This is a genomic window from Janthinobacterium sp. 61 (assembly GCF_002846335.1).
Classification (GTDB): domain Bacteria; phylum Pseudomonadota; class Gammaproteobacteria; order Burkholderiales; family Burkholderiaceae_D; genus Janthinobacterium.
In genome coordinates, this window is record NZ_PJMQ01000001.1 from 1,961,289 (window position 1) to 1,980,890 (window position 19,602).

Genomic DNA, 19,602 nt, shown 5'->3' on the forward strand with positions numbered 1-19,602 from the left:
AGACCGTCATCTCCCAAGCGCCAGGCCATTTTTTAGCAAAAGTCATCGCCTCGGCCGAAAAACCCTAGAGCGTGGACTGCTATCAGCCAGCCCCATCGTAGCCAAGGCATCATCAACAATCGAGGTTGCCCGCGCCCGCGCCATGGCCTCCTCTTTCATCTTGCGAACGTGGGCGGTCTCTTCCTGCTCGTTTTTCTCGAGCGCCTCGGTCTCGGCAGCCTCCAGTGCCGAAAGGCAATCGCGCGCACAATACCACTCGACCAGGTCGTCTATGCAGACCATGGGGGTGAAATTGAAGATCTGATAGGGAATGAAAAATTGCCTATTGCGAATTAGTCTCCAAATAGTAGAGGGTGAAATGCCGAGGATGCGGGCCAGCTTGGTGACATTGATGAACGCCGATTCCACCTGATAGTCGTTGATGATCATAAGCTTCACGCGCATGCGCTCAGCTTCCGCAATGTCCGCAAGAGACGGGTTGTCGGCGGAGTCATCTTTTGAGCAGTCACATTGCCCGACGCAATTGCATTGTTTTCCATAAAAGCAGCTCATCTTTTCTCCGTTGAGTGAATGGCCGTGGCCGGTTGGCTGCGGCAGCCAATAGCACTGCTCAGAGTTAGCGAGCTCAGACTCTTCGCCGACAGAAGGTAGCTCTGCGACCTTCTGTCGGGGTCCACCACATTGCTGTTGGCAAACATGCCATCGACACCGTTGGGTTAGATCGACTCTTACATCCTTCGTTCAGTATGAATCTCCCACAACCACTTGATGGCGGTTGGTTATCAGAGCATCCTGTTTGTTGAAAACTTACAATTTGACGGCACATCCAACTTAATTCATACAAGTGTTGCGTTGTGCAGCCGGTGATGTATAGTTCGTGTATAGTCATTTTCAAAGTGAGTTTTAAGTGATTGATCGGACAGGCGTTCTGCCAAACCAACCGCTCTTTTATGTCTTGGCGTCGTTGCGCTTTCAACGGTGGCTCTCGCTACCGCATAAGATTGCCGAACTTCAAGACGCACTGCGCGAGCGGTTTCCCTTAATTAACCAGATCCATTATGGAGACCGTTCGCAAGAGTCCTCCACGCGCATGCCATCGTCCGAGCCGGCAGCTTGGGCGTTTCACACCGCTGACAGGAGCATGGGCTGCCAGATCATGCACGAGCAAATCGTGGTCCATACAACGCGCTATACACGGTTCACTGAATTTGCGGAAACGTTTCGATTTGTCTTGGAAGCAATCCAACCGCATATGAAACATTTCGACGTTGGCGCCATAGGCATCCGATATTTGGATCGGATCGCGCCCCGCCAAGGAGAAAATCTATCCGATTATCTGCCTGCCGAATACCTACCCAAACCTCTTCAAACTGCCGAATTTAGCGTGGAAAGCGGCCTATCGCAAACTGTCTACCGGACGAAAACAGGGATGCTGCAAGCTCGATTCTGGGCTGGCCGACAGTATGTGTCGGTCCCAGACGACTTGGTGCCCTTGTTTGTGCTGACACAAGAGTTCGGTCCTGCGGGGCCGGCGCTTCCTCCTTTAGAGATGGGGCATGGCGTGTTGGATTCGGATTCAATCTGGACAAGTTTGATTCCCGTGAGGATCGACGTGGACGAGGCGGTCGCAAAACTCAGTGCCCTGCACTCGCATTCCAATGAATTTTTCCGGACCGTTTGTGCGGAAAAAGCCTTCGCTGTATGGAGAGGAGAAGCGTAATGTCATTAGCTGTCATGGAATATGAGGGCTCTCGCTCATTGCGGGCCTTGAATCGCTCGCTGACGACGTCCGGCGTCGGAGCAATGGCAGAATCAGGGTCACGCCCGGTGCTCGACTTTTACTCAACATCCCCATCAATCGCTCGCGGCTACCAGCTTGTGATCGTGGAAGAAACAACGTCCGCAGCACTGGCTACTGACGTCGAACATTCTGGATGGGTTATCGGAATATTCGACGAGCTTTCAAGATTTGTTTGCACGGCACAATCAAGCTCGAAAAAAACGACTTTTGAACAAGCCTCCAAAATCGATGATGCAATCAACACCGTCAGCGACATCGCTTGGTTGCGCACAAACCTTGAGATCAGCATGAGCGAAATCGCCTCGTTATTTGGAGTTACTCGCAAGGCGGTCTACGATTGGACGAATGGAGCAAGAGCGACAAACGCCAGCTACATTGCTTCGGTAAAAACGATGATCGAGCAAGAGCTTCGAGCCGAATTGCGTCCCTACCTTAGGCAATTTTGGAATTTTGACGAGGCCGGAGGCGAGGCTCTGGTAGATATTTTGAAGTCGGGTGACGTGAGGCGGCTCGCGACCGCTCGTGGTGTGTTGAGCACGCTGTCTGGCCCCATTGGCAATTACGTTGCAAAGATTCGGTCAAGTCTCGACGAGACCGCGGTTTCCCACCTCCACAACCATGATGAATATAGATACCTCTGATGCCATTGTAAGCAAAATCAAAAACGCGGAATGGTGGCAAGGCTCAGTAGTTGAAGACGGAACGCTCCGCTCGGTCGAGCCCAACCTTCCCGAAGGTTTTGCTTATTGGATCATGGCAAGCCAAACATGCAATCTTTACAATAATGATTTTCAAAAAATAAGTAAGGTCGAGTGGATCGCCGCCAACGTCGTGAAACAAAGCACGACCGCGTGCCGAGGCGGGCGCAATCCTCGATTGCTGGAGACCAAAGCGTCTAGCTCCGAAGGAGAGACATGGTTGATATGCGACACGCAGGAACGCCACTGGGGTCGACGCGAAAACTTAGCTCTGTTAGCACCGTGCATGGCGCTTAAAAACATCCCAGCATTGGGTCAGTCCGAGCAACATAAAGACAACTTCTCCGCGTGGCTCGCACGAGGCTATACACGATTAGAGCTGTCCGATGAGTTGAACACAGCCCTCACTAAAGGGAAATTCATGTCGGCCATCGACAAATTGCTTACAGCTCACGAGGCGGATATTTTCGGGATTTTCATCAAGGTCTCAGATAATAACAAGAACTCACCAGAGCATGTTAAGCCGCCATGTGACATGGATTTACGAGTCGTGGTGTCAAAAGAAGCAACATTAAAGGATGTGAGAACTAAACTCGCAGAACTTTTTTCAACGGCAAACATTAAGGTGGAAAAGGGTGAAGCTAAGACGTCACGAGAAAAAATTCTGGCGGAAGATTTTTCTATCATCTTGGACCAGCAAGCACTACCTGCTCTTCGCTGGGACGCGACATTGATTGAGCAGCATTTGCGATTTAATTTCAGAGATTATCTGTCGGGGCCCGAAGAAGATGCCATGGAATAAATAAGAAAAAATAGAAAGCTATAAAAAAGCCGGTTTCCAACCGGCTTTTTTTATGGCTTTCCGCTGTGCGATCTTCAACGAATTTTGGCAGCGTAGAGTAAATATGCCAAGCACATCGCTAGCAGCCACGGGCTGTCCAAATCAAGTCAGCATGCACTAATTGTGTTGAACACATATAACATTTGGAGAAGGCGAAAAATAGGCCTTAGCCGTGGCCAGATGGCTTCGGCGGCATTAGGACGGCAAACGAACAGGGGTTTCTGTCGCCATGCAGACAGGCAACGGCTCGGCACCGCCTGTCCAATACGAGACACTGAGCGGAAGATCCACTCGCGGCCCGGCAAGCTTTAAAGGCTCAGTTGCCCTTGCTTGCGCAAGACACGGCGGGGAACATCTGGCCAACGGCGCTTTCCGCTTCAGAAAGCTGACGAGGCCAATCAACCGACGCGACGAAAACATGCTCAACCACTACGGAAAAGATGGCGCTCCATTGGACGCCTTGGCGCCAGAAGACGACTGGGACCTTCCTCAGCCGCCTCGGCAGCCGCCAAGACGCGAAGACCTACCTCCCCCGCCGATCAAGCACGAGCAGTCGCCAGCATCAGGGGAATTTGCGCGATCCGTGATTGAAAATGTGCCATCGCGCCTGCCAAGCCAAAGAGGCCTCGACCGATGTCCCGCATTCATGGTTAGAAGCGCCCTTTTCCGGGCTGGCAGGATCGTCTTAGGGGTAAGCCACGATGGCCCTGTAAAGGGACAAGGAAGCTATGATTTGACGCTGTCGGGGGAACGGCTGTATATGCGGGACAAACAGGTGTGGCAAGCGGTGATCAGCATCGTCAAACGAGCGCCTCGTCACGATGTTCCTATACGGATTGAGTTGGCGGCGATCGCAACAGTGATGGGTTCATCCGACCACTGCGGCGGAGCCTTGAGACGAATCTGGCAAAGCGTGGAAAGATTGTCGCGCGCAGCCATTCAGGTGAAGCTTAGCGACGGTCAAGTCCACGAGGGCAAACTGCTCTCGGCCGCATATCGTCAAGAAAAGAAGTATTTCGTTGAGCTGGACATGCAATGGATGGCCGCGGCCATGTGCTTGGATTATCAATTCAAAATAGACTGCAAGCGCCGCAACGGGCTGACCACCTCGCTAGCTCAGTGGCTTCATGATTTTTTGTCGACTCACAAAAGCTCTCCGGGCCTCTCGGTCGGCTACATGCGTGAACTGTGCGGCTTCGATGGACAAAATAGGAAATTTCCAGCGGCGATTCGCACCGCCCTGAGCGAGCTGAAAATCTCCGCAGCTGCGCTTGTCGCAGACTTTGAGATTATCAAAAACGGCAGATCCAGCGACGCTTGGACTGTAGTCATTGTGCGCGGCCCAGAACAGCCATCATTCTCCGGTCCGTCATCGCCCAAAGCCTTCGACGTGATGGAAAGCCTATGTATTCCAAAGTGTCGCAGGGTCGCGCTTTGAATGTCCGACCTGGCTTGCCGGAATCTGCTCATCGACAAGCCAGGCTGTCGGGTTTAACGGAGCAGATGACTTTGCGAATGCTCGCCATCTCGGGTGTAACTGGGAGGTTTCTCGGGTTTAAGGGGGAAGTTCAGCCAGACAGCTCGGGTTTAACCGGGAAGATGCTCGGGTTTAACCAGGAAGTTCCTCGGGTTTAACTGGGACGCACGGCCCACATCTATAGATGTTAATAAATATAAAAATAGAAGACCGTCGACTGCGGCCTTGCCTTGGGCAAGCCGCGTCTAGCCTATATACCCAGTTCCAAGCTTCCGCAGCGCCATCGCCGCGAATTTATTGGAATCCAAACCCCGCGCGATCAACGAAAACCGACGCTCGACCAGATCTAAGGATGTGTCGATAAATACCGCTTGTCCGAAACTTTTCCGCTGCAGCGGACTGCAGCGGAAAAAACATTTGCTCTAAATACTCCAAAAAATGTGCAATACAAGACGTTTTGGTGCTCAAAAGGCCATATTTTGTTGCAACGGAACGTATTTTTCTGTCTTTCTAGCAGGAATTTGGTGCCAGCGGCAGTAACTTTTCCGACCATACATAAAAAAATGGTGCGTCCGTAAACTCTTGCAAACCTTAGTTGTTTACGGGATCGGTTCCGTGTGGGCTGCTGCGCTGCAAATGTGCTGCAGAAACACTGTTCTAAGCTCCGACGAGCGGGTGGCTGAAAAGCCCTTTCGTCGGTAATGAATAAACCCACTTTTCAAAGCCGAACCAAGGAGAAAAATATGGCTACCATCATAGAAAGAACACGCAAAAACAAACCAAGCACTTGGCAAACAACAGTTAGAATCAAGGGGCAACTGCCCGTAACACGAACTTTTACTAACTGGGATGACGCCGATAAGTTCGCGCAACGCATTGAACTCGAGCTTAGAAAACTTGCGCTTGTAGAAGCCAAGAAAAAGGAGCGCCTTAAGCCAAAACAGGCAGGGGTTGAAAGCTTGCTTGATGAACGCTTGGACGAAATTTTGCAAAAATACTCCGTCAGCGGCGACTCGACTGAACGACAAAGGAAAAATCTACCGACGATCATAAAATTTGTCCGCCTTGTGCGCAGTGCTGAAAGTGTCGGCTGCAATTCTCTGCGCCAAATCACATCCTCTTGGAACAAAAAATACGTCGAACGTATGCGTAGGGAAAAAACAAGACGGAAAACAATTTTCTCCTATGAGACAATTTCTGTTCACTTGCAAATTATGGCGATTGCCTGCAAGTGGAGGGCCGAATGTTTAGATATGCCCGCTCCTGAACTCAACTTTTCAAGAAGGCACTTCCCCAAGCATTGGGAGAACAAACGGTCTCGACGCCTATCTGCCGACGAGCAAACACGCCTAGAAGCGACCATTGCCAGCCACCAGGCCCCATCAAAAGATCAATGGCTCCTCCTAATGCGATTAGCTTTGGAGACAGGTGCTCGCCTTCAAGAGCTGGTTCTTGCGGATTGGGCAGAATTTGCACTGCCTAGGAAGTTGTGGACCATACCTGCAGCCAAAACCAAGTGTAATAAGGAGCGCGCTGTTCCACTTTCCTCCTTGGCATTGGACTATATGAGGGAACTGCAGAGCGATGCACTTGATGGCAATACCCGTGTATTCCACCGGCTAGGCCAACCTCTTAGCGTCTCCGCGGGGTTCCACAAGTTCGTGAAAAAGACGGGGCTGATTGATTTTAGGTTCCATGACCTTCGCCACGAAGCGATCAGTCGGATGGTGCTCTACAAGCGAAGGCTGTCGGTCTTTGAAATCATGGCGATTGTTGGCCATAGCGACCTGTCCATGCTGGTCCGATACGCAAATCTTAGGGGCGATGAGCTGGCCGAACGGATGGACTAATGCTCGGCTTGGGGTGGCTTCCGAGCCGCCCTTTGTTTTCTCCCCTTTCTGGGAAAGGGACATTTGATATCAGAGGCGCCAGAAACAAGCGAGCTTGCCCCTCAGAAAGGAGGCGTCATTTGCTTTCAATCACGAAGATAAATTCCTCAACGAATCAAGTTAAGAAGGGGCATGGCTCCAAGAGATACCTTCATTATCTCGGAGGCCCGACAGACACGACCCGACAACGAGGCGACTTCGACGATTATGCTCGGGGCCGGGATGAGGATTTGGGGCCTCCGCCATTCTGGGCCGGCGGCGGAGTGCCACTGCTTGGCCTCGCCGGCTTGGCGGAGCGCGAGCACGTCGAGCGCCTGGCCAAAGGATTCCATCCGATTACAGGAGAGGCATTGGTCAAGGGAGCCGGCGAAGACCACGTGATGGGCCTGGATATGACCTTCTCCGCCGTCAAGGATGTCTCCGCGATCTTTGCCGGGGCAGACAAGGAGACGCGAGACGCGCTCATCGCATGCCTGCAGGACTCTGCAAAAAGCGCTCTTGCCTATGTGGAGAACAACTCGATCACTAGGCACGGCAAAGCAGGCAGAATAAAGCAGCAGGCGGGCGCCACGATCTCAGCCTGCTATACGCATTTCAGCAGCCGTGCCGGCGAACCCCAGTTGCATATCCATGGCTTCTTCTTCAACTTGGCCAAGCGCAAAAACAGCAAGGAATGGAGCGCCCTGGAACACCGCGCCCAGTTTGAGGCGAAGATTGCCACCGGCATTCTCTTTCGCGTCGAGCTCGCGAGCCGGCTGCGAGGCCTTGGCTTCGAAGTGGAGCCAGCAGGCCCCTACTTTACAATTCGCGGAATCGACCAGGCACAACGGGATGCCTTGTCGACGCGCTCCAAGCAAATTGCAGAATATGTGCGCGAATGCGGCATGCTTGAAGTGGATGGTGCCGTCGCGCGGGAAATTGCGGCCCTCAACACCCGCTCCGCCAAGTCCGAGCCCTCGCTGCCGGATCTTCTTAAAAACTTCAAGGAAATGGCCGCAAAGCTGGGCTTGACGCCTGAAACCGTCACATCAATGCGAACCGGCCACGACAAGCCTGCGCAGCCTGACATTGAAACACCTTTTGAAATTGATCGCGATGCAGTCTTGGCCGAGCTTTTGGAGAGCCAATCGTGCGCGACCGCCCAAGACGCCCTCACCCTCATCTGCGAAAAGGCCATGGGCCACTGGAACGCGGAGGAATGCCTGGCGGAGCTCGAAAAGTTCCTGGCTCACTCCAATGTCGTTCAGCTGGGCCGCACTGAGCATCTCACAGAGATCTTCACTTCGAAGGCCACCCTAGATCTTGAAGCCTCGATCAGCGCCTCGGTGGAGCGGCTCTCCCTGGATCGAGCGCACCAAGTCGCCCGCTCCGTCGTCGGCCGTGAGTTCGACCGCCTGGAACAGGAGCTCAAAGCCAAGCTGGGAGTCGGCGTCTCCCTGGAGCAACAGCGCGCCGCGGCCCTGCACATCGCCTGCGACACCGGCAGGCATGCCTTCGTGGAAGGCTGGGCGGGCACGGGTAAGACGACGCTCTTGAAAGCCTTGGGCGTGGCATATGCGGCCGCAGGGTTCAACGTCTCGGGCTGCTGCCAGTCGGCTGCGGCAAGCTTGAACTTGGCGAGAGAGGCGGACATCCCTTCGCGCACGATCGCCAGCCTGCTCCTGTCGCTTCAGAAGGGCAGAATGAAACTCGATTCCAAAAGCATCTTGATCCTCGACGAGGCTGGCATGGTCGGCTCCCGCGAGTTTGGCCTCCTGCAAGCGGAGGCCATCAAGGCCGGCGCGAAGCTGATTTCGGTCGGCGACGCAAAGCAGCTGCAGCCCATCGACGCGGGCGGGATCTTTCGGGCGCTTGCCATCCGCCACGGCAAGGCCGAGATTTCCAACATCCAGCGACAGCGAACCGACTTCTCGCCCCTGCTCAAATGGCTCGAAGAGCGCGGGAGTCTGTCGAAGATTCAAATCCAAACCTTGCGCGAGGCGCCGGAGGAGGCGCGGCTGGAGGCGCTCGAATCGATTTGCTCGGGCGACGCCAAGCTGGCGCGGGCCTTTGAAAAATGGAGGGGCCGCTACGATTTCGAATGGATGCGCAAGGCCGTGAAGCTCTTCGCCACCGGCGAGGCACGCGCCGGCCTGGAGATGCTTGACGAGCGCGGACGACTCAAGCTGGTCTCGGGGCACTCCGCCACCGTTGCCCAGTTGGTCGAGGCGTGGGACCAAGACAAGGCCGCATTGCCGCAGAAGGCGATCATCGCCGGCACGCGCGCCGAGGTCGCGGAGCTCAATGCCAAGGCGCGGGCCGCTCTTGTCGAAAGAGGCATCGTTCGCGATGCGGATGGAATTGAGGCCGAGATCATCCACCGCGACGACACTACCGACATCAAGCGCTTCGCGCCTGGTGATCGCATCGTCTTTACAAAAAATGACAGGTCGCTGGGCATCTCAAATGGCGTGGCGGCCAGCATTGCGGCAATTGAGCCCGCCGCGGCCGGCGTCATGCTCGTGGTGGAGCTCGACGAGCCAAACGAGCGCCAGGAAAAGATTGTTCGCATACCCGCGTCGTTTGGGCGCTTTGACCATGCCTTTTGTCTGACGAATCACAAGAGCCAAGGGCGCACATTCGAATCGGCCTATGTCCTGGTGAATCCACGCATGGCGGATCGCGAATGGAGCTATGTTGCCGCCAGCCGCTCCCGCTTCGCCACCACCCTTTTCGCAAACCTTGGCGCCTTGGGAGCTGGCGACCCCGAGTCCCATCAACAGCAGGACGGAGCGCCAAGCGAACGAAGCAAGGCGATGGATGTCTTGGCCTTTGGCATGAGGCGCAGCCGCGCTAAGGGGACCACGCTCGATTATGAGTCGCCAAAGGCGCCAGTGAGCGCATCTTCCCCAAGCTGGACAACATCGTTCCGAAATCTCATTTCGAGGGCAATTCGGCGAATGCGTTCGGGCTATCGGCCTTTCGGCCCCACTGCCAACGGCATCGCCAATCCCAATATCATGGCCAATGTCGGCGCCATCTCCCCAGCGCCATGCTCTATCCGCTTCTCTCCATTATCCACCTGGCTTCCCTCTTCCCCCATAGGTTTAGCTGTGCACTCCACCTCTGGCCCTCGGGACTCGGCCCATGGGCAGGTTCCATATAAAAGGCCACCGGCCATCCTGCTTGGAGAGCCCGAGTTAGGTCTGGTTCGCTAGAGATTTTTCAGTTCGGAGAACGGGTGAGATGAATGCTAGGAGCGCTGCTATGAGTGGTGTAAATGACAGGGTGATGCGTTGAACGAGAGAAATGTGACAAATCATGTGGAGCATATGAACGATATGAAAATGCCTATGGACGCAGCCAAGCAGCCCAGCAAGCCCAACCTATGGGAAAGCCGAGGCGTCTATCTACAACTCAATCCAAAACGAAAATCGCGGCTTCGTGAAATTGCCCGCTCAAGGGGAGTCGAGGAATCCCCGCTCAAAGCGCTGGCCGCATACATTGACGAGGCGCAGGACGGCCCGGACGTGTCATTGAAGGCCACGGAGTTCGACACTGCCGGCGACATTGACGATCTGCGCTCGTTGCTTTGCGGCCGCATCGACAGGCTGGAACAATCCATAGGGCAGATTCATCACTTGGTAAAAGAAAGCGCCAGCAGCAATCCTGGCATGGAGCCTGCCCTGGCTGCGCCAATGAAAGAAGATATCCTGTCATATGAGACCCCATCACTTCTCGCGTGGCTCGACTCGCCCATGGCGGAAGGTGGCCTAGAAGTGTATAGCTTGGCGTTGCTGCAAGCCTACTGGATTGCCACCAGGGCAGACGGTAGCGCCCTAGGCAAGATCGCCTTGGAGCTAAGTGTTGAGGCCTTGCATGTGGATGGATGCGCTGTAGACGACGGCGCTGAGATGCGAGTGATTCTGGAAAATATGGACCCGCAATGCGCGCTAGCCGCTGGCATAGCGCAGGCCCCGTTCGATCCCATTACTCTTGTTTGCAAAAAAAATGCCCAAGGCGGATGGCATATCGGCACCCTCCAGAGAAACGATGCCACTGGGCGCGGCGAGCAGCTCGCTTGGCATGGCCAATAGCATCATCGCACTGCTAGGCACTTTCAAATCCCACTATTCGGCATCAAGCGCGACCTGAAGCGAGTCAATATTCATGCTCTCGTCAAATGCCACCGACCAAACAGCCACATTGCGCATATCGTCTGGCGAGGTGTCCACATAGCGCTCCACCGCCGAGATGCCCGCGGACCAGACCGCAGGAGGACAACGATGCTCCTTCAAGATAGCATCCACGCGCGGGCGTTGAGCAGCCGCAAGGATCAAATGGCCATTTTGAATTATCAGGCGTTCTCCGGTCAAATCATCAATCATGCGATCCCCTTCATAGCCCCAGCTCAGAAACGGGGCGACATATGACTTAGAGAGTGCTGGGAGGTCCATCTCAGCGCTCATAGCAAAAGCATATACCAACGGTGCGTCAGGTGTATAAAAAAATGGGCTTCCGAATCGCCTCGGACGCCCGTTTCCCTATGAAAGTTAGAATGTCGCGTTTGTAAGGTTCACGAACCAGAGCCGCGCATCCCCATCAATGGCTCCCTGATATCCCATTTTGACGAATAGGGAGGAAAAAAGGTAATCCCCATTGGAATAAAATGTAGCGTCTTCGCCTGTTGACCGCGGCAAAAGTTGCGCCGGAATTCGTGGCCCTGCTGTTCGGAGTTGCCGGGAAGAATACATTGAAGGAGACATAAGTCCGCGATAAGCGTTCATGGCGCCAATGGACAAATATCGGTCATCTGGCTTGATATCCACGCTGCAAATCACAACACCCTCAATTTTTTGCGATTTCTTCTCAGAGGTCCATATCATCGCAGTGAATTTGATGCACTCCAACGGACGCGCCTCCTTCGCTAATTGCGAATATCTGGTGCTGGAATGCTCGCTTGACGCTAGTGTTTCAGAATAGTCATCAACATGGATACTCACGCGTGGCCAGTAATTCCCATAGCTCTCCAACGGGTAGCGCTCAAACAGCTTGTAAAGCGGAGTGCTCTCGATCGACTTCCCTACCCAGCGAGGATCTTTCGGGCGAGGACCGTCAATGATAATTCTTGACCCACTGATTACCTTGGGAGTGCCTTCACCGGCAGCGATAGTGGGGGCTGCTGGCCGGCTAGTTGGGTTAGTGGCAGTTGCCGAAGTCGGCACAGTCCCATTAAGCATGGCGCCCACCGTGTTGATGGCCTGCTGAAGCTGGACATTCGAGCCGCCCTGCATTCCGGGGTTGGCGCATGCGGACAGCACAAATGGGACGAGCGCAATCAAAGGCGCGGATAAAATTTTACGCATCAGTATTTCCTATAAGTTAATTAAAACAGATGAATGCTGTGGCCGCAGCAGCGGCAACGATCACTGGGCGAGGCGTGTGCCTTGCCCAGCGTCCTAGTCCAGCGCCTGCTATCGAGCAAGGATCTCAATTCGATCGATCCAGGTTGTAATTTGCGCCTTCGGATAGCCAACCATGAGCTGGAAGCGGCGCTTGCGGAGCTGCGAGCGCTCAAACTCGTCATCCTTGACGACTATTCCCAGCGCAAAGGTGGGCGCGGCGCCGTCGGTTTTTGCGGGAATTTCATCCAAGCTCGCCGTCGCGCAAGCGTCTTTGAGTGACCCGATCCACACGTCGCCATTCAACTCAACTACAGCGCGGCCACTCTTGTCGGCAGCAATGGTCCACGCTAGCGAGCCGTTGTCATACAGGGCATTTTCTAAAAATGCCTCGCCAAGACCTGCAAGCTCTTTAAGCTCGCTCACGCGCGCCATGCTAATTTCGCGTTCAGCCTTCCATGCAGCGCGTGCGCTAAGCCTTACCGCAGCCAAGCTATCCTGATGCTCGGTGACATAGGCATCCGCTCTCGCGTGTCCCATTGAAAATATTCTTTTTTGAATCGGCATCCAGTAACGATTGAAGTCGCTCGCCAGCACCGGGCCGATCTCCTTGAAGGATGCGTCAAAGTCAGGCGTGGAATGCCATTTTCGTTCAAGGCGGGCAGAGCCTTCTCTGACAAGCTCGTCGCCTCGCCATTTCACACTGATAGGTGTTCCAACCACAACCTCTTGAGAAAATGCAAAAAAGTAAATGCTAGTGCTATTTTCCTTGACGGCACAGGCCAGGTCTGACAACCGGAAAGCGCGATCAAAACGCGTCGAAATATCGTCTTTAATACCCAAGATAGTTACACCGACATTGTCGACATGGGATACCAACCTTGCCTCGTCGCGCTCGAAATTGATCATCAAATCGAACCGAGAACAGGAATAGCCCCACTCCGCTCCGTTCACGTCGCCACTGGCGACGCCGGCCTTGTCTGCGTAGGTGGGCGGCGCGGCGGCGCGAACCGCAGCTTTTTGCCGGTTGAGGAATGCCAAATCCACGATCCAAAAAATAATCACCGCGGGAATGCCAAGCATCGGGTAGACCACCGACGCCATGATTGAGAGCACGAATTTGTGTTTGAATTTACTGAACCACACCGCTCTGGGATTCACACTTTCACCCCGCTTCAATGCCGCTTTGAGGGCGACGAGGCCGCGCCGGTAGTGTGCGACCAATTGCCAAATCCAGAAAACAAACACCGCAGCTAACACCGCAGGTTTGGGCGTGGTCACTACCGCTACCACCGAACACAAAACTTTGATCGCGAAATATATGATGCTAGCGAGCAAGCTTTTCGGGGAATTAGACATTCTTACACCTTTCAATTTGTTGCCTGTTCAAACCTAGGGGTTCCGGGACATTGCATGAGAGAAAAACATGCAGCGAACGAATAATAAACTATTTTAGTTGTGTTTCAACTTTTTAAGTCCTTCAAACAAATAAGCCTAGTAGCCACCATTCGGGTTGAACCATCACAAGGACGCCCCATGGAATCTCAACGACTCAAAAAAATTTCCCAAACAGTGGGCGCCGCCATCGCGAGCCACAGAGTCCGAGTCGGCCTCACGCAAGAGGATGTTGCCGAGCGCTTGGGAATCGGCAACGAGGCCATCTCGCGACTTGAGCGCGGCATCGTCTTGCCATCGATCCCGCGCCTGTCAGAGCTCGCGGAGCTCTTTGATTGCAGAATGAATGAATTGCTGCTGACATCCAGCGATCGCAAAACCGACCAGGCCGCGGCCATTGAAGCCCATCTCAGCGGCCTTTCCCCAGAGGACCGAGCATTCGTCGTCGATCAGGCGCGCGCCACTGCCGTCTACCTGCGGGAAAGGGCTAACAACTACTTTTGCTCAACCATTTCTTCCCCCGACACTCCCTCAACGGGACAACACAAGAAAAATACAAAAAAATCTTGAAATAGAGAGCGCAAACTCCTGCGCCGGTGATTAAGCATTCCATTGCTCTCCGACAACCAGAAAAATAACGCAACGGCTGTCGAAAAGATTGAATCTATGCGACACCAGCAAACAGATTGGCAATATTGACGATATTGAAATTGAGGCTATTGAACTCAGATCGGCCTCAGAGCGAGATGCCATCCCAAGCGAGGGACTGCTAAATGGGATGTCTGCGGAGCGCGAGGCGTGGCGCAAGAGGAGCCACGAATGCTCGCGAGTTGAATCCGGGGTAGATATAGGCGGACGTAAATGGCAAACCAGCGAACAAACGCGGCAACCCGCGCATGCGGAGTCACCGCTCGCGACCGAATGTTGGCGCGCGCCCTACATGCCATCAGATAGAACTATGTCGGCAGCAAGAAGAAGTGGAATTGGAAGTGAAAATGGAAGGGAATAAAGAAGGATGTGGCCTTTAACGCCTGTCAAAGCCCACGTTAAGAGCGATCAAAGCCCAGGCTGTCGAAACCCTCAGCAATAAAGGGCTTATGACAAGATGGGCAGTTAAAGGCTGGGGCTTAGCGCTGGCAAAGTATTTTGGCTAAGGCGCATCAACTTGCGCATGAGACTAGGAGGCATTCCCGATGCGGTTTGAAATGCCCTGGTCATGTGGGCCAAATCAGAAAAACCTTCGTCAAAGGCAATCATCGTAAGGCTATCCAAGGATGAGAGGCGATGCGATGCGCGAACCAAACGCGACGCTTGCCTAAGCGCTTCGGCCGTTATACTTGACTCCCGCAACCGGCGCTCCAAAGTCCGCTGGTGACAACCCAGCTTGCGAGCAACACTTGCGATGGGAATGTGTCCCTCGCTTTCAAACACCAGAGCCACTTCTCCGACAGCGGACGTCTCCACACCCAGAATCTTGGCAGTGGTGGTCAAGCTGCGCCTCTCTGCTCCGCTCGGCAACTGCGCATTGCGTCGTGTGGTCGCCATCATGGTCTCCACAATCGCCAAGGTGCCTTGGCGACAGCTATCAGGATCGTCGCCATGAGCCATGAGCGATCCATCTGCGCCATTGGCATTGGCATTGGCATTGGCATTGTGCGAACTGTTGCGCGAGCCGCTATTGAGCCGGCGCGCGTAGCCACTTGAGCCGAGGCTGGTTTGCACGCCGAGTTTCGCGGACTGGTTATAGGCGTTAAACGCGACAAGCACATCGGCTTCGCGCTGGAATGACGAGAGAAGCAGATAGCCAGGGTTGATGTCGGTGGCGAGGAAGTCGTTGACCATGCGCTCGACGACACCGGCCCCAGCTCCCTCAGCCGTTCTGGCACGGCCGGCTGCATGGTAGCGCTGATACGGCAGGTGGCCACTGATGGCGTGCGACACCGCGGAGACGAACCTGGACATCGGCGTCCAGCCAGCCTTACCCTCGAGTGCATTTACGACAACGTGATAGGCAAGCGAGTTCGGCATTCCAGATTCCCAGTTTGTTATTTTGACGATGCTTCGGCAAGCGCTGGATCTATGCAAAGCGAACAACGGTTTCCCGTAAACGAAAATGGCCGCGAAGGTCGCAGCCATGGAATCATGCTTACAACGGGGAAATCCCCTGAGTGCCTCAATCGACAAACGCCAGTTACGAATTGCCATACTACAACACGGCTGGCGAAAAATGGCGTTTATATAAACATTATTATGTTCTATATCTTAAAAAATCAATAGCCAATGCCTCCATGCATGCGCATCAATAAGCGGCTACACAGCAGCCCATGAGCCATTCCTGCTCTTTTACGCCGACGCCAAGCATCTTGAATGTCGTGCTAGCTCTGACATCGCAGAATGCTTGGATAGATGGGCGCACTGGGCATCATCGAGGTGACGCCGTCGGCAAGCGATCCTATTTCTCTACGGAGCCCTTCTTCTCCGGCGCCATGTTCGCGTAACGCGCGGTCGTTTGCCCGTCCTTGTGCCCAACGACTGATCGAAGCTCCTCCTCAGTTTGAATGAAGCCAGCGTCGATCATATTGCCTTGCCGGATGCGCTCGATGGTCCGCTTCTGCAAGTTCGCCACGCTGCGGGCGCCAATCATATCTGCAATGGCCACTGGCGAAGAGGTGATGTCTTTAAGCACTCTTGAAATGAAGGAGCGACGAGTGTCATGCATGTGAATGCCATCAAGCTTCGCCCGCTCAAGCACTCGGCGGAATACGGTCTTGAAGCCCTCGATCTTGTAGTGAAAGACTCGCTCGTCCACTCGCGGAATAACCTTGAAGGCTGCCACCGCCTCCGGCAGCAAGATGACCAGGCGCTCCTCGTCAGCTTTCGTCTGATCCGCATCGAGATTGATGACGCCGCGCTCGATATCGATCTGGGACCATAGAAGGCCAAGGATCTCGGCCCTTCTCATGCCCGTGGATATGGCGACGGCAAAAATGAGCGGCATTTCCTTGTTCCGGCATTTGCGCAGCTCCTTAAGCAGCGCTTCCTCTTCGTCCGGCGAGATGATCCGCCGTCGGCGCCGCTCGCCGCCCTTCACCTTGGCCTTGTCTGCTTCTGCAAAGGGATTATGGCCGTTGAGGCGCTTCCACGCTTTATTGTCCGTGAAGCGCAGCTTGTTGACGACGGCTTGCAGGGCATATATCTCGCGCTTGACCGTGCTCTTGGCCTTGCCCTGCCGCAATCTGACATCGATGTATTCGGTTGTCTCCTGCTCCGTCAGGTCGTCGATATAGAAATCTCCGATCTTTTGCTTGGCGAAGCCCTTGGCATGCTCCCTCAGGCCTGCAAGCGGCCCTGACGGGACGACAAAACCGCTTTTGATGTAGGAGATCTCGATGTTTCGGCAGCTTTCCAGGCGCGCTCTGGCGGCCTTTGCTGTTTGCTGGACCTTGTCTACACCGCAATCTATCAATGGGGTCACGTAGGCACGCAGATAGCTGTCGATGGCATGACCAAGCGTGCAGCGCCCTTCCATGATGAATTCCGCGGCAAGGCGCTCGATCTCGGAAACCATCAGGCTCGCGCGGTCTCGCCCTTGGGCGATCAGAAGCCTGCCTTGCGGCGTCTTGGTGTCTGCCAAAAATATCTTGGCGCGCTCAAGCTCGTCTTGCCCGAATGAGCGGTCGACAACGAAGTCGCCACGCTCAACGCGCACTCTGTAACGTATGGATTTTGTTTTGTCGGCGTTTTTCCAGTCAATGACCCGGATGCCGCGAGGAATGGATGATGCCATGATTGGCCTTTGGCGTTGGTGGAATCGTTTGTCGAATTCCCCTATTTTTCACCATCAAGCCGGCATTTGCCGATGCCTTGAAACCTGCCGGCGAACGCCAAGACCTTGATTTCAAAGCTTAAATTTGGTGGGAAGTGCAAGTTTCGAACTTGCGACCCCTGCAGTGTGAATGCAGTGCTCTACCCCTGAGCTAACCTCCCGAAGCGAGGCGAATTATCGCATAGGTGTTGCGGCATCTGCAAGGGCTGGCAACAGTAAATTTGCCACGCCCACGCTTTTTTCTCAGGTGGCGGCCGGGGGAGCCGTGACGGCGGTCCAGATGCACTGGCCTTTGGCTGCCTTGTCGAGGCCAGCGATGGTCGCTTCGTGGGCGGCAAGCTCGTCGGCCGTGGTGCTCTGGAAGATGACTTCGGCCAGGGGCACGATTTCCAGCACCCCGCCATCGGCGGCTACTTCCACTTCTTCTTCCATGCTCAGGCTGTTCTGGCCGCGCGTCATGGCCAGGTAGACGTCGGCCAGCAATTCGGAGTCGAGCAGCGCGCCGTGCAGCTTGCGGTGGGCGTTCGACACGCCATAACGGTCGCACAGGGCATCGAGCGAGTTGCGCTTGCCTGGATGCATTTCCTTCGCCTGCACCAGGGTATCGATCACGCCATGCACTTGCTCATGCACGGGCGGCAGGTTCAGGCGCTTGAATTCAGCGTTGAGGAAGCCGATATCGAACGGGGCATTGTGGATGATCAGCTCGGCGCCGGCAATAAACGCGCGGAATTCTTCCGCGATTTCCGCGAACTTCGGCTTGTCGCTGAGGAATTCCGTCGTCAATCCGTGGACGGCCAGCGCGCCCTCTTCCGAATCGCGCTCGGGATTGATGTAATGGTGGAAATTATTTCCCGTCAACATGCGGTTGTTCAGCTCGACCGCCCCGATCTCCAGGATGCGGTCGCCCGTGCGCGGGTTCAGGCCGGTGGTTTCAGTATCGAGAACAATTTGACGCATGGCAGATTCAGTCGTAAAAGCAAAAAGCGAAGGGCACAGTATAGCAAACCTGTGCCCTTCGATTACGCCCTGCCCGCCGTTTCGCGACAGGAATTTTTAACATCAGGCGCGCACGGTTTCCACGCCCAGATTAGCCAGTTCATCGGCCCGCTCATTGCCCGGATGTCCATTGTGGCCGCGTACCCAGCGCCATTCCACTTCATGGACGGCCTGGGCCGTATCGAGGGCCTGCCACAGGTCGACGTTCTTGACGGGCGCCTTGGCCGCCGTTTTCCAGCCGCGCGCCTTCCAGCCATGGATCCATTCGCTGATGCCCTTCTGGACATACTGGCTATCGGTATACATCACCACTTGGCAGGGGCGTTTGAGCGCCGTCAATGCTTCGATCACGGCCTTCAATTCCATGCGGTTATTCGTCGTGTTCAGTTCCCCGCCGTAAATTTCTTTCTTGGCGCCATCGGCCACCATCAGCGCGCCCCAGCCACCCGTGCCTGGATTGCCCTTGCATGCGCCATCGGCGTAAATTTCTACCTTATCTTCAAACTTAGCCATCTTGCTGTTCCCGCCTTTTATTCGTGACCGGTGCGCCTGCGGGCGCCGTCGCCGGTTTCTTGGTCCACGCCGGACCGATCAAACGCATCCCTTTGACGCGCTTGATCGCCTGCACTATATACACTGCGCCCAGATATGGCCACCAGCGCGCGCCCGCCTTGTCCATGAAGGCGTTGCGGCGCAGCCATTTTTCTGTCCTGCAGGCTGGTGCGTAGCAGCCGAAATGGCTTTGGCTGACGCCCATGTTCAGCAATTTTAACCAGTCTTTCATACGCGGCATAGAGATCAGCTCGCCCGCCTGCGGCAGGTAATGACGTCCCGTGACCCGTCCCAGGCCCTGGCGCATGCCCCACAGGCTGGCCGGATTGAAGCCGCAGACGATCACGCGCCCCTCGGGGATCAGCACGCGCTCGACCTCGCGCAAGACCTGATGTGGCTCGGCGGCAAATTCAAGCACGTGCGGCAAGACCACCAGGTCCAGGCTTTGCGAGTCGAATGGCAGCTCGTCGAAGGCCGATACCAGGGTCAGGCGCCTCTCCTGCGGCGGACGCGACGGCAGACGCGAATCGAGCAGCCATTTGTTCGGCATGCGGCTGGCAGCCAGCGCGTCGAGCTGGGGCAAGCCAATCTGCACCGCATTAAAACCGAAGATGTCGACAGTCAGGCTATCGAGGCATTGCTGCTCCCAGGCGCGCACGTAGAGACCGGCCGGCGTCTGTAGCCAGCCGTCAAGCGCTATAATGGATTTTTCGGATGCTGCACTGTCCATTCAGTTTTCTCTT

Annotated in this window: 17 protein-coding genes and 1 tRNA gene; 8 read left to right on the forward strand and 10 right to left on the reverse strand. The window is 54.9% G+C overall.

Annotated elements, in window-relative coordinates:
- Nucleotides 1–42 precede the first annotated feature (42 nt).
- Complete coding sequence (locus CLU92_RS09015; RefSeq protein WP_101481612.1) at nucleotides 43–552, reverse strand: AlpA family transcriptional regulator; 510 nt, start codon at nucleotides 550–552, stop codon at nucleotides 43–45.
- A gap of 355 nt (nucleotides 553–907) precedes the next feature.
- On the opposite strand from CLU92_RS09015, the gene CLU92_RS09020 reads away from it, so the two are divergent.
- The 7 genes from CLU92_RS09020 (at nucleotide 908) to CLU92_RS09050 (ending at nucleotide 10,782) form a co-directional block, all read left to right on the forward strand.
- Entirely contained in the window at nucleotides 908–1,720 is an 813-nt protein-coding gene (locus tag CLU92_RS09020; RefSeq protein ID WP_086146510.1) for a TIGR04255 family protein, read from the forward strand.
- Entirely contained in the window at nucleotides 1,720–2,442 is a 723-nt protein-coding gene (locus tag CLU92_RS09025; RefSeq protein WP_101481613.1) for a hypothetical protein, read from the forward strand. Before CLU92_RS09020 ends, CLU92_RS09025 begins: the two co-directional genes overlap by 1 nt.
- Nucleotides 2,420–3,301, forward strand: coding sequence for a hypothetical protein (locus CLU92_RS27455; protein WP_143452583.1), 882 nt, complete (start codon nucleotides 2,420–2,422; stop codon nucleotides 3,299–3,301). The genes CLU92_RS09025 and CLU92_RS27455 overlap by 23 nt, the downstream gene beginning before the upstream one ends.
- A gap of 772 nt (nucleotides 3,302–4,073) precedes the next feature.
- Entirely contained in the window at nucleotides 4,074–4,778 is a 705-nt protein-coding gene (locus CLU92_RS09035; RefSeq protein ID WP_101481615.1) for a hypothetical protein, read from the forward strand.
- A gap of 782 nt (nucleotides 4,779–5,560) precedes the next feature.
- The gene (locus CLU92_RS09040) at nucleotides 5,561–6,667 is read left to right on the forward strand and encodes a site-specific integrase (protein WP_180338471.1); all 1,107 of its coding nucleotides are present in this window, start codon (nucleotides 5,561–5,563) and stop codon (nucleotides 6,665–6,667) included.
- Between the two features lie 119 nt (nucleotides 6,668–6,786).
- The gene (gene mobF, locus CLU92_RS09045) at nucleotides 6,787–9,903 is read left to right on the forward strand and encodes a MobF family relaxase (RefSeq protein ID WP_101481617.1); all 3,117 of its coding nucleotides are present in this window, start codon (nucleotides 6,787–6,789) and stop codon (nucleotides 9,901–9,903) included.
- 114 nt (nucleotides 9,904–10,017) lie between these two features.
- Nucleotides 10,018–10,782, forward strand: coding sequence for a hypothetical protein (locus tag CLU92_RS09050; protein ID WP_143452584.1), 765 nt, complete (start codon nucleotides 10,018–10,020; stop codon nucleotides 10,780–10,782).
- 33 nt (nucleotides 10,783–10,815) lie between these two features.
- On the opposite strand, the gene CLU92_RS09055 is transcribed toward CLU92_RS09050, so the two are convergent.
- The 3 genes from CLU92_RS09055 to CLU92_RS09065 all read right to left on the reverse strand — a co-directional run bounded on the left by CLU92_RS09055 (nucleotide 10,816) and on the right by CLU92_RS09065 (nucleotide 13,368).
- Nucleotides 10,816–11,073 (reverse strand): hypothetical protein, encoded by a 258-nt coding sequence (locus CLU92_RS09055; protein WP_143452585.1) that lies wholly within the window; start codon nucleotides 11,071–11,073, stop codon nucleotides 10,816–10,818.
- A 165-nt stretch (nucleotides 11,074–11,238) separates the two neighbouring features.
- Entirely contained in the window at nucleotides 11,239–12,051 is an 813-nt protein-coding gene (locus CLU92_RS09060; protein ID WP_071076886.1) for a hypothetical protein, read from the reverse strand.
- Between the two features lie 108 nt (nucleotides 12,052–12,159).
- On the reverse strand, nucleotides 12,160–13,368 hold the full coding sequence (locus CLU92_RS09065; protein WP_139174404.1) for a hypothetical protein: 1,209 nt from the start codon (nucleotides 13,366–13,368) through the stop codon (nucleotides 12,160–12,162).
- Nucleotides 13,369–13,623: 255 nt separating this feature from the next.
- Here CLU92_RS09065 and CLU92_RS09070 point away from each other — a divergent pair, with 255 nt between their 5' ends.
- Nucleotides 13,624–14,052 (forward strand): helix-turn-helix domain-containing protein, encoded by a 429-nt coding sequence (locus tag CLU92_RS09070; protein WP_071076884.1) that lies wholly within the window; start codon nucleotides 13,624–13,626, stop codon nucleotides 14,050–14,052.
- Between the two features lie 543 nt (nucleotides 14,053–14,595).
- Here the strand turns inward: CLU92_RS09070 and CLU92_RS09075 are convergent.
- The 6 genes from CLU92_RS09075 to CLU92_RS09100 all read right to left on the reverse strand — a co-directional run bounded on the left by CLU92_RS09075 (nucleotide 14,596) and on the right by CLU92_RS09100 (nucleotide 19,589).
- A complete protein-coding gene (locus tag CLU92_RS09075; protein ID WP_180338472.1) occupies nucleotides 14,596–15,618 on the reverse strand; it encodes a helix-turn-helix domain-containing protein in 1,023 nt (340 codons plus the stop codon).
- A gap of 316 nt (nucleotides 15,619–15,934) precedes the next feature.
- Nucleotides 15,935–17,269: a site-specific integrase gene (locus CLU92_RS09080; RefSeq protein ID WP_257561039.1), complete on the reverse strand. Its 1,335-nt coding sequence runs from the start codon at nucleotides 17,267–17,269 to the stop codon at nucleotides 15,935–15,937.
- 125 nt (nucleotides 17,270–17,394) lie between these two features.
- A tRNA-Val gene (locus CLU92_RS09085) sits at nucleotides 17,395–17,469 on the reverse strand.
- 82 nt (nucleotides 17,470–17,551) lie between these two features.
- Complete coding sequence (dnaQ, locus tag CLU92_RS09090; protein ID WP_101481622.1) at nucleotides 17,552–18,268, reverse strand: DNA polymerase III subunit epsilon; 717 nt, start codon at nucleotides 18,266–18,268, stop codon at nucleotides 17,552–17,554.
- Nucleotides 18,269–18,370: 102 nt separating this feature from the next.
- A complete protein-coding gene (gene rnhA / locus CLU92_RS09095) occupies nucleotides 18,371–18,820 on the reverse strand; it encodes a ribonuclease HI (protein WP_101481623.1) in 450 nt (149 codons plus the stop codon).
- The gene (locus CLU92_RS09100; RefSeq protein WP_101481624.1) at nucleotides 18,813–19,589 is read right to left on the reverse strand and encodes a class I SAM-dependent methyltransferase; all 777 of its coding nucleotides are present in this window, start codon (nucleotides 19,587–19,589) and stop codon (nucleotides 18,813–18,815) included. Before CLU92_RS09100 ends, rnhA begins: the two co-directional genes overlap by 8 nt.
- Nucleotides 19,590–19,602 lie beyond the last annotated feature (13 nt).